Consider the following 12,631-nt stretch of genomic DNA (forward strand, 5'->3'; position numbering starts at 1 on the left):
CCCGGATCCCGCGCCGGCACGGCTCGGGGGGATGACGGTTACCGCGCCGCGCCCTCCTCCCGACGGGCGGCGATCACGTCGTCGATCTGGAGGATCAGGGCGGCAGCCTCGGCGGCGCTCGCGATGGCCTGCGTCTTCACGCGGAGAGGATCGACGACGCCCGCCTCCAGCATGTCCCCGGGCCGCCCGCCCTCGACGTCGAGTCCCGCTGCCGCCTCGCCCCGCTCGTGCGCGGCGCGGAGCTCGACGAGCACGTCGATGGGGTCGAGGCCCGCATTCTCGGCGAGAGTGCGGGGGATGACCTCAACGGAGTCGGCGAAGGCGTCGATAGCGAGCCGGGTGCGTCCGCCGACCGAGGCGGCGTGGTCGCGGAGCCGCACGGCGATCTCCATCTCCGGCGCACCCCCGCCCCCCACGATCCGCCCATCCTCGATCACGTCCGCAACCACCCGCACGGCATCGTGCAGCACGCGCTCGATCTCGTCCGCCACGTGCGCGGTGCCGCCCCTCGCGAGCAGCGTCACGGTCCCGGGGTTCCTGCACTTCTCCACGAAGATCAGCCTCTCCCCGCCCACCTCCCTCTCCTCCACGAGGGCGGCATGGCCGAGGTCCCCCTCGCCGATACCGCCGAGGCTGGTGACGAGATGCCCGCCGGTCGCCCGCACCAGTCCGTCCATATCGCTCTTTTTGACCCGCTGCACGCCCAGGATACCGGCTCCGCCCAGGAGGTAACGTGCGGATTCGTCGATCCCCTTCTGGCAGAAGACCACGTCTGCCCCGCTCCCCGCCACGGCGTCCACAAGAGTGCGGATCGTCGCCTCCTCCTGCTCCAGGAACGCCGGCAGGTCTCCGGGCTGCGTGATGCGGATCCCGCCCTCGACCTCGGTCTTCCGCACCTCGAGGGGGGCGTTGAGGAGCAGGATCCGGGCGTCCTCCACCCTCGCCGGCATCCGGGGATGGGCGCGCTCTTTCTCGATGGTCAGCCCCTCGACAAGGGAGGTGTCACCGGTGGACCCGCCGACCCGTTTCACGATGCGCACGTTCTCCGGATCCAGCGCCCCATCCTCCTCGGCCACCATCGGCACCGCCCGGACGACGAGCTCGATCAGGCGATCCCGTGCGAACTCGGCGCTCTTCCCGGTGATGGCGGAACGGGCGATCCTCTCCAGCATCGGGCGGTCGTCGGGCGACACGCGGACCGCGCACTCCTGCAGGCACTCCCTCGCCCTGTCCGCAGCCTGCCGATATCCGTCCGCGATGATCGTGGCGTGGATGTCCTGGTCGAGCAGATCCTCCGCTCTGTCCAGCAGCTCGCCGGCGATCACCACGGCGGTGGTCGTGCCGTCCCCCGCCTCCGCATCCTGGGCTCTGGCCACCTCGACCATCATCCTGGCGGCGGGGTGCTCGATATCCATCCCCTGCAGGATGGTCGCGCCGTCGTTCGTGATCGTGACGTCCCCGCCCGAGCTGACGAGCATCTTGTCCATACCCTGCGGCCCCAGGGTCGTGCGGACGGCGCGGGCGACCGCCTTCGCCGCGGCGATGTTGGTGCTCTGCGCCTCCCTGCCCCGCTCCCGGGACGTGCCTTCGGGGAGAATGAGTTCCCCTGGCTGCTGGCCCATACGCATCCCCACCCGCGGGGGTAAGGGGATAGAGGCATATAAGAATAACGGAGCGATCCGGACCCGGAAGCGGAGGTCGGATTTCCATCCCTTCCGCCGGCGGAGCGATGAGGAGGTGCGGGAGAGCGGACCGGGTGTTCTCCCGCGTCGGCCGATTGCGGTGCATCGGGGATGCGCAGGGGCGGTCGGGGCATACAGCAGCTGCGTTCGGGTGGCGGCAGGCGGGTAGACCGTCGGAACCGACTGCCGATCCCCGGAAGTGCAGCCTGCCCCGGGACGGACGCCGCCCGTACTGCCGCAGGGATTGCCCTCCCCCTCCCCTGCGCGACAGAGTCGAAGGGCTGCCGACAGGGCATGAACGAGGCAGGTCCCGGAAGGGATCGCTCTTCCCGGACCGATCGGAGCCGATCCCTCCCCGCAGGGAGGATCCGCCGGATTGCCCGGGAAGCGTTCTCGGGAAGGCGGTGTGCGCCCTCTCTGCCCTGCGGGTGGATTCTCCGTTTCCCCGATGCCTGCGGCGGGATCCTCTCTTCAACCGCCATCAGGGGGCGCATCCGCCATTCGCAGGATGCCTCCGGGCCCGCGCGCAGCGGCGGAGTCCCCCGTAAGAGCAGCATTGCTGCGCTGCCGCGGAACCCCGTCCAACAGGTTCTTAAGCAGGAGTGCAGGAGAATGGGCATGGTCGTCAGGGATCCGCTCTGCGGCGTTCCGCTCAGGCCCGAGGAGGCGAAGTTCTCCGCCGAAGTCCGCGGGCGGACGTACTACTTCTGCAGCGAGCAGCACATGCGGACGTTCCTCGAGGGGCAGAGAATCGCCTACTTCTCCATGGAGATCGGGATCACGAGCGAGATCCCGACCTACAGCGGGGGGCTCGGCGTCCTCGCCGGGGACACCATCCGCTCGAGCGCCGATCTCCGCATACCCATGGTCGCCGTCTCGCTGGTCAGCCGCATGGGATACCTGCGCCAGAAGCTCGCCGAGAGCGGCGAGCAGCTGGAGTATCCCGATCCCTGGGATCCGGCCCGCTACATGCGGAAGCTCCCCGAATCCGTGCGGATCGTGATCGAGGGGCGGCACGTCGCGCTGAACGCGTGGGTGACCGACCTCGAGAGCCCGACGGGGTTCGTGGTCCCCATTCTCCTGCTGGACACCGATGTGGAGGGAAACAGCCCCGAAGACCGCACGATCACGCATCACCTCTACGGCGGCGACGATCTCTACCGCCTGAAGCAGGCGGTCGTACTCGGGATCGGCGGCGTGCGCATGCTCGAGGCACTCGGGTTCCGGATCTCGAAGTACCACATCAACGAGGGGCAGTCCGGGCTTCTCCTCCTGGAACTGCTGAATAGGCACGGGATGGATCCGGACAGGGTGAGGGATCGTTGTGTCTTCACCACGCATACGCCCGTCTCTTCGGCGTTCTACATCTTCCCCTACGCGCTGGTGGAAACCGTCCTCGGCGACGAGTATCCTCTCGAACAGGTGAAGAAGTACGCGGGGGCGGATACGTTCAACACCACCTCGCTCGCCCTGAACCTCTCCGGCTACGTGAACGGCGTGACGCGGGCGCACATGGAGTACTCCCGCAGGCTCTTCCCGGGTTACTACCTGCGGGCGGTCACCAACGGCGTCCACCCAGCCACATGGACGTCCCCGCCCTTCCGCGCTCTCTTCGACCGCCACATACCGGGATGGGCGAACGAACCCGAACTGCTCGTCCGCGTGGACGACATACCCCGCGAGGAGATCCGCAGCGCCCATCGGGAGGCGAAGAGGGCTTTGCTGGAGTACGTCCGCGAGAGGGATCCTGCGGGGATGGAGGAGCGAGTGCTCACTCTGGGGTTCGCCCGCAGAGCGACCGCATACAAACGGGCCGCCCTGATCTTCTCGGATCTGGACCGGCTCCGCGAGATCCAGCGGAGGCAGCCGCTTCAGCTGATCTTCGCCGGCAAGGCGCATCCCCGCGACCTGGCCGGCAAACAGCTGATCCGTGACATCCACACCTACAGGGAGGAGCTGAGAGGCGAGATGCGGATCGTATACCTGGAGAACTACAGCATGGATGCCGCCGCGAAGCTGACGGCCGGCGTGGACGTCTGGCTGAACACGCCCCTGCCACCCTTCGAGGCATCCGGTACGAGCGGCATGAAGGCGGCGTTCAACGGGGTGATCAACTTCAGCGTACTCGACGGCTGGTGGATCGAGGGCTGCGTGGAGGGGATCACGGGCTGGGCGATCGGGCCCGATCCGAGGGAGGAGATCGGGCTGGAGGAGAGGAGGAGGCGGGAGCGGCTGGATCTCTACAACAAACTCGAGTACCTCATCCTGCCCGCGTTCTACCGGGATGGGGACGCATGGGCGTCCATGATGCGGAATTCGATTGCCAGGATCGCCTACTACTTCAACTCCCACCGCATGATGCGGCGGTATGCGAGCGAGGCCTACCTGTAGGGTCGTCCGCAGCCGGTCCGCGGCGCTGCCGGGGAAAAACCTTAACTCCTTCCTCCTGCATGAGCCCACCTGCAGGCACGGAGGCGAAGTGACATGGACGGGAGCACGTATATCCTGTGGTTCCGCGAGATCGGCATCGGGGATCTCCCCCGGGTCGGGGGCAAGAACGCATCGCTCGGCGAGATGTACCGCGCGTTGGCGGGTCAGGGGGTGAAGATACCGAACGGCTTCGCGATCACGGCCGGGGCCTACTGGCACGTGCTCGAGTCGGGCGGAATCCTGGACGACCTCCGGGAGGCGATGCGGGGTATCGACAAGAGCGACGTCGCGGATCTGGCGCGGCGGGGGAAACGGGCACGGGACCTGATCCTCTCTGCCGGACTGCCGCCCGATCTCCGGGAGGAGATCCGCGCCGCCTACGACCTCCTGAGCGGGGAGTACGGCCCGGAGCCGGACGTGGCGGTGCGGAGTTCTGCCACTGCGGAGGATCTTCCCACGGCCTCGTTCGCCGGCCAGCAGGAGACCTTTCTGAACATCCGGGGCTACCAGGCCCTGATGGAGGCCTGTCTCAAGTGTTTCGCGTCGCTCTTCACGGATCGGGCCATCTCCTACCGCATCGACAACAACTTCGACCACTTCCGGGTCGCCCTCTCCGTCGGCGTCCAGAAGATGGTGCGCTCCGACCTGGCCTCGAGCGGGGTGATCTTCACCCTCGACACCGAGAGCGGCTTCCGGGACGTGGTCTATATCACCGGGTCCTACGGTCTCGGGGAGAATGTCGTCCAGGGTGCGGTGAACCCGGACGAGTTCTACGTCTTCAAGCCGACGCTCCGCCGGGGATACCGCCCGATCGTCCGCAGGCACCTGGGGGAGAAGCGGATCAAGATGGTCTACAGCGTCGGGGAGACGAAGACGCTCACGCGAAACGTGGAGGTGCCGCCGGCGGACCAGAGGCGCTACTGCATCAGCGACGACGAGGTGCTGGAGCTCGCCCGGTGCGCCATCGTCATCGAGGACCACTACTCGCGGAAGGCCGGCACCGATAGGCCGATGGACATCGAGTGGGCGAAGGACGGGGAGAGCGGGGAGCTGTTCATCGTCCAGGCACGCCCGGAGACGGTACAGTCCCGGCGGAGCATGGATGAACTCCGCTTCTACCGGCTGGAGCGGACGGGAGCGGTGCTCGCCAGGGGCAAGAGCGTCGGCGAGAAGATCGCCGCGGGGCGCGCCCGTGTGATCGGAAGCGTGGAGCAGCTCTCTTCCTTCAGACCCGGCGAGATCCTGGTGGCGAACACCACCACGCCCGACTGGGAGCCGGTGATGAGCTCCGCGGCCGCCATCGTCACAAACCTGGGAGGGCGGACATCGCACGCGGCGATCGTGAGCCGGGAGCTCGGGATTCCCGCGGTCGTCGGGACGCAGGACGCGACGGAGCGGATCCGCACCGCACAGGAGGCGACGGTGAGCTGTGCCGGGGGGGAGGAGGGGATCGTGTACGAGGGCATCCTCCCCTTCCGGGTCGAGACCGTCAGCCTGCGGCACCTGCCACGCCCGCGGACGGAGATCCAGATGAACCTGGGGAATCCGGACGTCGCGTTCTCCCACTCGTTCATCCCGAACGACGGCGTCGGCCTGGCGCGGATGGAGTTCATCATCACGAGCTCCATCCAGATCCACCCGATGGCCCTCGTTCACCCCGAGCGGGTCGGGGACGAGCGGGTGCGGGAACGGATCGAGGACCTCACCTTCGGCTACGCCAACCGGGAGGAGTACTTCGTCGAGAAGCTGGCCGAGGGGGTGGGAACCATCGCGGCAGCCTTCTACCCTCGCCCGGTGGTGGTGCGGATGAGTGACTTCAAGACGAATGAGTATGCCAGCCTTCTGGGCGGGGCCTGGTTCGAGCCGGAGGAGGCCAATCCGATGATCGGGTTCCGAGGCGCCGCACGCTACTACGACGAGCGGTACGCGGAGGGGTTCGCCCTGGAGTGCAGGGCGATGAAGCGCGTGCGGGAGACGATGGGCCTGACGAACCTGATCATCATGATCCCCTTCGTGCGGCGGGTGGAGGAGGGCATGCGGGTCCTGCAGGAGATGGAGAAGAACGGGCTGAAGAGGGGCGAGAACGGCCTGCAGGTCTACCTCATGGTCGAGATCCCGAACAACGTCCTCTTGATCGACGAGTTCTCGCGCCACTTCGACGGGTTCTCCATCGGCAGCAACGACCTCACCCAGCTGACGCTGGGGGTCGACCGCGACTCGGCGGTCCTGGCCCAAGAGTTCGACGAACGGGATCCGGGGGTGCTGAAGCTGATGGCCCGGGCGGTCGCGGGAGCGAAGCGGAACGGCCGCCACGCCGGCATCTGCGGGGAGGCCCCCGGAACCTACCCCGAGATCGCGGAGTTCCTGGTGCGGGAGGGGATCGACTCCATCTCGGTGAATCCGGACTCCGTGATGAAGGTGACGCTGCAGGCGGTGGAGGTGGAAAGGGAGATGCGGGAGAAGGGGGGAGAGCCGTTCGGCACGGCCGAACCCGCCAGAACCGCCTGATCTCCGGTCATTCCGCACGAAGCGGACAGAATCTCCTCCATCGGCGGAGAGCCCCTCACGGCAGACCTGAGCGGATCCCCTCTCCGACCGGCATCGGGGACCCCATCCGGCGCTTCGATGCCCCGGCGGGGGGAAATGCGGATCCCGGTGCACATGCGGAGAGGGGAAGGCGATCCGGTGCCGATCGGAGAGGCGCAGGGTGGGAGACACGCATATACCTCTGAACCGCGAGGAAAACCTTAACTCCTCATGCGGGATCAGCGTCCGCATGGCTCCCGATCTGTCCGGGGCGCGGTCGGCCGCTGCAGCCGCGAAGAGCGCGACCATCGCCCTCGTCGCCCGGGACATGGCATTCAGCCTGGAGCGGATCCCGGTTCCCGCCGGGGCGCTGGTCAGCATCGAGTTCGAGAACCGCGACGAGGGCGTCCCCCATAACTTCGCCCTGTACGAGAACGAGTCCGCGGAGGATCCTCTCTTCGTCGGCGAAATCGTGAGCAGCCCGGCAGCGATCACCTACGTCTTCGAGGCTCCGGATTACCGCGGGGACTTCTTCTTCCGCTGCGACGTCCACCCCACCCTGATGCGGGGGCGGTTCGTCACGGTATAGGCCCAGGACCGGGGGTGCCCGGGCACTCCCGCCCCGCACCGCCGATCGATCGCGGGTATGCGGGGGGCTGTCGCTGTACGGCAGATCTCCTCTCCCTTCCCGCAGGCGTGCAGTCCGGAAGTACGGCGGGGGATTGGGGCGGCCGCCCTCTCTACCCGCGCCCCTTCCTGCCGGGCCGTCTGGCCGCCCCGCGGCGCGGGGCATACTGGACGGCGCTCATCTCCTCGTTGAGGGGGGTGTAGAACAGCATCTGGTCTTCGTCCACCAGGCAGTACTGGCATCCGCCCAGCCAGGCTTCAGCAGCGAACTCGAACTCCATGGCGATACCATGGGGCTGACCGCATATCAACTTTCTCAGAATCCCGATCGGCCGAGAACTCCCTGGATCTTCCGGAATGGCTGCGGCAGGTTTGGATTGGGCGGACGGAGCAGATCGGCCGGCAGGCGGCGAAGGTTTCGCGCTTCAATATGCACATTTAATGTCTGCAACGCCGAATACTCTTATCCCGATAGAGAGTGGCGTTCCGCCTGCAGGGGATGCAATGCCGGCCACGAGCAGCAGAGCCCGGAGCCTTCGAGAGAAGACTGCCCTCGCCTGGGATCGGATCTACCGCATGGACTGCATCGAGGGCATGCGATGCCTGGAGGACGGCGTCGTGGACGTGATCGTCACCTCCCCGCCCTACAACATCGGCAAGCCGTACGCCCGCTACGACGACTGCAGGCCCCGCGGAGAGTATCTCGACTGGCTGGAGCGGGTCGCCGTGGAGGCGAGGCGCATCCTCAAAGACGACGGATCGTTCTTCCTGAACATCGGCGGAAAACCGAGCGATCCCTGGATCCCCCTGGATGTCGCCCAGCGGTTCCGCAGCCACTTCGTGCTGCAGAACACCATCCACTGGATCAAGTCGATCGCCATCCAGAAGGCGGATGTGGGCAACTACGACGCGATCTGCGGGGATATCGCCGTCGGGCACTACCAGCCGGTCAACAGCGCAAAGTATCTCAGCCAGTGCCACGAGCACATCTTCCACTTCACGAAGGACGGCGACGTGCCCCTGGACAAACTTGCCATCGGCGTCAGTTACCAGGACAAGAGCAACATCGGGCGGTGGAAGCGGGCACGGGGGGATCTCCGCGAACGGGGCAACACCTGGTTCGTCCCCTACACCACGATCCGCCGATCCCGTCCTCACCCGACCACCTTTCCCGTGAAGCTCGCGGAGATGTGCATCCGCCTGCACGGGATCTCTCCCGGGACGACGGTCCTGGATCCGTTCATGGGCATCGGAAGCACGGCGGTCGCCTGCGTGCAGCAGCAGATCCGATTCCTCGGCTTCGAGATCGATCCCGAGTACCGCGCGATCGCGCTCGAGAATGTGGAGCGGGCGAGAGGAGCCCTGCAGTCGGTGCAGGAGCGGTGAGGCAGCCGCACACCCGCGTCGCTTATTACGCCGACGGCCGAAAGACTGTACGGATGCATGCGCTGGCCGCCTTTGCCGTCTCCCTCGCCTTCATCACCGTCATCGGGATCCGCTACCGCATCATGCCCTTCATCAGCCTGATCGCCGCTTCCCTCCTCTACGGCCTGCTGGCGGGCATGGACCCCGGGACCGTGGTCGACGCGATCGGCCGGGGGCTCGGGAGCGTCTTCTCCCTCCTCGCCGTCGTCATCTTCTGCGGTTCGGTAATCGCCCAGGTGCTGCGGCAGGGCGGATACCTGGAGCGTATCGTGGCGGATATCCAGAGGATCTCCCATAGGCCTCTGCAGGCCTCCGCTGTCTCGGGGTACCTCCTCTCCGTCCCCCTGATGTGCAGCATCACCAGTTTCGTCATCCTGGCGCCGGTCGTCTCCCGCCTGCAGGGCGGGGAGGCGCCGTCGAGGCACGCCCTCTATCTGGCCGCCATCGGCGGGGTCGTCTCCTTCGCGCTCCTCTACCCGTCGCCCGTCGTCTTCAGCATCGTATCGATCCTCGGCATCCATGCCGAGTCCCCGTGGACGATCGACTGCCTCACCCTCCCTCTCTCGCTGGTCCTGCTCGCCGCGATCGTCGTCCTGTGGGGAGGGCGGCGGAAGAGCCCGCAGGGGGAGCCCCGAACCCCTCCGTCCGTCTCGAGCCTGCGGGCCTGGTCGCCGATCGGTGTCCCGGTCCTCTTCTTCCTTGTCGGGTCCCTGGCCCCCCCGCTCCGCCTTCTCGCCGATGTCAACCTGGCGCTCCTCGCCGGTCTGGCCGCCGCCCTTCTGGTCGCCGGGGAGGACCTGCGGCTGGACGCCGTCAGCAGCGGGACGAAGAACGCGGGCGTCATCATCTTCGACCTCACCGCCGCCGGGGCGCTGGGGGCCACGATCGCCGCGAGCGATTTTCCCGCGCAGGCATACGGGGTCTTCAGCGGCGTGCTGCCCCCGGTATTCATCCCGTTCGTCCTGGCTGCGCTGGTGCAGACCGCCCAGGGATCGAGGGTGACCACGGCGGTCGTCACCGCCGGCATGGTCAGCGCAACGCCTGTCGCCGCCGCCGTCCACCCCTTCGCCCTCCTCCTGATGATCTGCGCGGGAACCTGCACGTTCTCCTACGTGAGCGATCCCTTCTTCTGGCTCATGCAGCGGATCACCGCCGATCCGTTCCCCGCCGTGGTGCGGAGGTTCACGCTGCCGCTCGCCCTGGTGGGGCTCGCCGTTTTGGCCGCCGCGCTGGTCGTGGATCTGGTCGCCTGAGAGCCGCCGAGAGGGGAGCCGTCACTCCTCGTCCACAGTCCAGCTGATAGCGCCCGCGCAGGTGCGGCAGGAGGGGCCGGGGGGAGAGGGGCGGCGGAGCCGCGCCTCGTAACTCCACGCGCAGCGGTCTGAACAGAAGTAGTGCTGCTTCTCCGCGAGAGGCGCGCCGCACATCTTGCAGCGGGCGGGCGTTCTTCTGCTAGCCTGCGGATCGTCCGTATTCTCCATCTCCTCTGCATAGTCTCTGTCCCGGGAGCATATAAGGCGGTATGGCGGCGCGCCGTTGCCGCGGAGGGCGGAACCACGGTATGCCCGGCATCGGCCGGAACGCCCCTCCTGCCACCGCGGGGAGATCGCGGGCGGCGAAGGATTTCCCGAACAGGGGCTCTGCAGAAACGCTCTCACAGTGCCGATCCCGGTGGCGGGAGCGTGCTCCCCCGTCGCGGCCGGGGGCGTCTCCATTGGAGGCCGACGGCATTGCTGCCTGCCCGCAGGGTCGGACGATCTGCCCGAACGCGTGTCCGCGGTTTTCGCCCCGTCAGCATCCTCTTCGGGAGCGCAGGGGCTTTTCGGAGAGTCGAGAAGACCGGATCCGCGGCGGGATGGCGAAGGAATCCTCAGGGATTGCCGGCAGGGATGGATCGGGCAGCAGGAATCCCCGTCCCTCGTTCCAGGGGCGGTGCGATCCGCCGGGCAGATCCGCCAGCGGTTCGACGCACCCGCCCCCGTCGTGCCGCGCGGTGGCGGCGGGGGGTCAGGGTCGCCCGGCGTCCGATCGGGCCGTCACAACCATCTGAGTGTTTTTTTATACCGGTTCCGCCATGGGGGGTTGCGGTGAATCGGATGCCACCACCGTACAGGAACGAAGAGGATCTGCCCTATCTCATACGGCAGGAACTGCCCGAACACGCCCGGGAGATCTGGATGGAGGCCGCAAACTCCGCGTGGGAGCAGTACAGGGATCCGGAATCGAGGCGGGATCCGGGCGAGTCGCGCGAGGAGGTCACCTACAAGGTCGCCTGGGCTGCCGTGAAGCAGGAGTACGAGAAGGACGAATCCAGCGGCGAGTGGAAGCGGAAGGAGATGGGCTGATTATTCTCGATCCCGCAGCACCGGGGTGTCTCATGGGGGAACCGAAAGATCAGCGCCCTGAACGCCCATCTGCCTACCCGGATCCCGGGAAGGGCCGGGTGCGGAGCATGTCTGCCAGGAGTTAGCCTGTGCCTATCCGTTCAAAAGACGGGTGATCACGGGCAGCTGGATTCCGAACCGCCTGTCGAGAACCGCCAGGGTGGCCCAGGGGATGATGTCGATGATGGGGATCAGGTCCAGAGCCCCCGCAAGCACGGAATTGCGCTTCGGCACTCCCAGGCGCAGGAGCAGCAGTGTCTCGACGATGGAAAGCGGGAGCTCGTAGACGAGCCCCAGCCCGACGAGATCCAGGGGGATGAGATCGGCCAGGTCGATCACCAGTGCGGTGCACAGGAGAACGCCGCTCTCGACATCGAGATGCCCGGAGTGCGTGTTGGCCGTACTCACCGTACCATACGCGGTCATGTTCCGCCACCTGTTGTAAAAGAGCGTACGGCCGCCTCCTTTAAGGCTTTGCTGCCCGGACGCGAATCGGATCCCGGAGGGAAGGGGGGGTGCCCCGCTGCTGGATACGGCATTCTCGCCGGCATTCCGGAGAGCTATCGCGCGGCAGAGGAGGGAAGCCCGAACCCCCGGGGAAGGATGAGGCCCGTCCATCCCTCGACAGAGCCTTTTGCGCCGCATGCTGACGCATTCTGTCATGACTCCTCTCCGCGAGAGAAGATCTGAACCATTCAGCCATCCTTTTGGCCGAAAAGGGTCGTGGAACAGGCGGGCAGCAGCCCAGGCGGGTTTTTTGCAGAGCAGATGCCGGCGGCACAGGAACGACAGGCGGGATGCGGACCGGTTGTTCACCGCAGGTGCTGCAGGATCCAGCTCCGCACGTCCGCATACACATGAGAGGCGGCTTCCCGGAGCGCGTGCCCCGCTCCCTCGTAGAGGATCAGGGACGCACGCCCGCGGGCCAGATCCCTGGCGGCCTCCGAACAGCAGGGGGGCAGCACACGGTCCGCACCGCCGTGGATCAGCAGGACAGGCACATCCGCGGGCATGCGGGCAAGCGGTTCGGCCCCGAAACACTGCGTCGAGAGGGTGACGATGGTGCGGACGGCGGGATCGGCCGCCGCCGCCTGCACGACCGCGGCGCCGCCCAGGGAGTGGCCGATCAGCCCCACGGAGCGGACGCCCTGACGCTTCAGGAATCGGACACCCAGTACGGTATCCAGCGCCGCCTCTCCCAGATAGGCGGGATGGCGGTAGCGGACCCGAAGGCAGCGGATACCCCTCTCCCGCAGATCCTCGCTGAGGCGGGGGTAGAGGTTCCTCGCAGGGGAGTCGAATCCGCCGCCCGCACCCCCGACCATGACCACTCCCCGCTCGGACCCCCCGGCGTCGTAGTACCGGCAGTGGACGCTCCCCCTGTCGGTCTGGATTGCCAGCGGGCGGTAGGGTCTGCCGTGCACGGGCTCCAGCACGACGTGCTGCACCGTCGCCTCGAGTGTCGACCCCATCACCTCCATCCGCACCCGTCCCGGCATGGAGTCGCGGTAGGACTGCAGGGCAGATTAAGGATACGGTCGCGGAGGACGGTGCAGC

Annotated in this window: 11 protein-coding genes; 6 read left to right on the forward strand and 5 right to left on the reverse strand. The window is 67.1% G+C overall.

Going from position 1 to position 12,631, the window contains the following annotated elements; all coding sequences use genetic code 11:
- Window positions 1–38: 38 nt before the first annotated feature.
- Complete coding sequence (gene thsA / locus QMC96_02910) at window positions 39–1,622, reverse strand: thermosome subunit alpha (GenBank protein MDI6875704.1); 1,584 nt, start codon at window positions 1,620–1,622, stop codon at window positions 39–41.
- A 678-nt stretch (window positions 1,623–2,300) separates the two neighbouring features.
- Between thsA and glgP the strand changes: the two genes are divergently transcribed.
- From glgP to QMC96_02925, 3 genes are all read left to right on the forward strand, one after another.
- On the forward strand, window positions 2,301–4,073 hold the full coding sequence (gene glgP / locus QMC96_02915) for an alpha-glucan family phosphorylase (protein ID MDI6875705.1): 1,773 nt from the start codon (window positions 2,301–2,303) through the stop codon (window positions 4,071–4,073).
- Window positions 4,074–4,166: 93 nt separating this feature from the next.
- Entirely contained in the window at window positions 4,167–6,620 is a 2,454-nt protein-coding gene (ppsA, locus tag QMC96_02920) for a phosphoenolpyruvate synthase (GenBank protein ID MDI6875706.1), read from the forward strand.
- Between the two features lie 268 nt (window positions 6,621–6,888).
- Window positions 6,889–7,227, forward strand: coding sequence for a cupredoxin domain-containing protein (locus QMC96_02925; GenBank protein MDI6875707.1), 339 nt, complete (start codon window positions 6,889–6,891; stop codon window positions 7,225–7,227).
- 151 nt (window positions 7,228–7,378) lie between these two features.
- On the opposite strand, the gene QMC96_02930 is transcribed toward QMC96_02925, so the two are convergent.
- A complete protein-coding gene (locus QMC96_02930; GenBank protein MDI6875708.1) occupies window positions 7,379–7,546 on the reverse strand; it encodes a hypothetical protein in 168 nt (55 codons plus the stop codon).
- A gap of 223 nt (window positions 7,547–7,769) precedes the next feature.
- Between QMC96_02930 and QMC96_02935 the strand changes: the two genes are divergently transcribed.
- Both QMC96_02935 and QMC96_02940 read left to right on the forward strand, forming a co-directional pair.
- A complete protein-coding gene (locus QMC96_02935) occupies window positions 7,770–8,651 on the forward strand; it encodes a site-specific DNA-methyltransferase (protein MDI6875709.1) in 882 nt (293 codons plus the stop codon).
- Window positions 8,648–9,943 (forward strand): hypothetical protein, encoded by a 1,296-nt coding sequence (locus QMC96_02940; protein MDI6875710.1) that lies wholly within the window; start codon window positions 8,648–8,650, stop codon window positions 9,941–9,943. The genes QMC96_02935 and QMC96_02940 overlap by 4 nt, the downstream gene beginning before the upstream one ends.
- Before the next feature lie 21 nt (window positions 9,944–9,964).
- On the opposite strand, the gene QMC96_02945 is transcribed toward QMC96_02940, so the two are convergent.
- Complete coding sequence (locus QMC96_02945; GenBank protein MDI6875711.1) at window positions 9,965–10,171, reverse strand: hypothetical protein; 207 nt, start codon at window positions 10,169–10,171, stop codon at window positions 9,965–9,967.
- 615 nt (window positions 10,172–10,786) lie between these two features.
- On the opposite strand from QMC96_02945, the gene QMC96_02950 reads away from it, so the two are divergent.
- The gene (locus tag QMC96_02950) at window positions 10,787–11,035 is read left to right on the forward strand and encodes a ChaB family protein (GenBank protein ID MDI6875712.1); all 249 of its coding nucleotides are present in this window, start codon (window positions 10,787–10,789) and stop codon (window positions 11,033–11,035) included.
- Window positions 11,036–11,167: 132 nt separating this feature from the next.
- Here the strand turns inward: QMC96_02950 and QMC96_02955 are convergent, their stop codons facing one another.
- A complete protein-coding gene (locus QMC96_02955; GenBank protein ID MDI6875713.1) occupies window positions 11,168–11,500 on the reverse strand; it encodes a hypothetical protein in 333 nt (110 codons plus the stop codon).
- A 386-nt stretch (window positions 11,501–11,886) separates the two neighbouring features.
- Window positions 11,887–12,573, reverse strand: coding sequence for a dienelactone hydrolase family protein (locus tag QMC96_02960; GenBank protein MDI6875714.1), 687 nt, complete (start codon window positions 12,571–12,573; stop codon window positions 11,887–11,889).
- Window positions 12,574–12,631: the final 58 nt, after the last annotated feature.

The organism is Methanomicrobiales archaeon, from assembly GCA_030019205.1.
GTDB lineage: Archaea > Halobacteriota > Methanomicrobia > Methanomicrobiales > JACTUA01 > JASEFH01.

What these genes read in the sequence shown, in the direction of transcription:
- thsA (MDI6875704.1), bottom strand. Translation starts at nt 1,622, where the DNA reads ATGGGCCAGCAGCCAGGGGAACTCATTCTCCCCGAAGGCACGTCCCGG.
- glgP (MDI6875705.1), top strand. Translation starts at nt 2,301, where the DNA reads ATGGTCGTCAGGGATCCGCTCTGCGGCGTTCCGCTCAGGCCCGAGGAG.
- ppsA (MDI6875706.1), top strand. Translation starts at nt 4,167, where the DNA reads ATGGACGGGAGCACGTATATCCTGTGGTTCCGCGAGATCGGCATCGGG.
- QMC96_02950 (MDI6875712.1), top strand. Translation starts at nt 10,787, where the DNA reads ATGCCACCACCGTACAGGAACGAAGAGGATCTGCCCTATCTCATACGG.
- QMC96_02925 (MDI6875707.1), top strand. Translation starts at nt 6,889, where the DNA reads ATGGCTCCCGATCTGTCCGGGGCGCGGTCGGCCGCTGCAGCCGCGAAG.
- QMC96_02945 (MDI6875711.1), bottom strand. Translation starts at nt 10,171, where the DNA reads ATGGAGAATACGGACGATCCGCAGGCTAGCAGAAGAACGCCCGCCCGC.
- QMC96_02935 (MDI6875709.1), top strand. Translation starts at nt 7,770, where the DNA reads ATGCCGGCCACGAGCAGCAGAGCCCGGAGCCTTCGAGAGAAGACTGCC.
- QMC96_02960 (MDI6875714.1), bottom strand. Translation starts at nt 12,573, where the DNA reads ATGCCGGGACGGGTGCGGATGGAGGTGATGGGGTCGACACTCGAGGCG.
- QMC96_02955 (MDI6875713.1), bottom strand. Translation starts at nt 11,500, where the DNA reads ATGACCGCGTATGGTACGGTGAGTACGGCCAACACGCACTCCGGGCAT.
- QMC96_02930 (MDI6875708.1), bottom strand. Translation starts at nt 7,546, where the DNA reads ATGGAGTTCGAGTTCGCTGCTGAAGCCTGGCTGGGCGGATGCCAGTAC.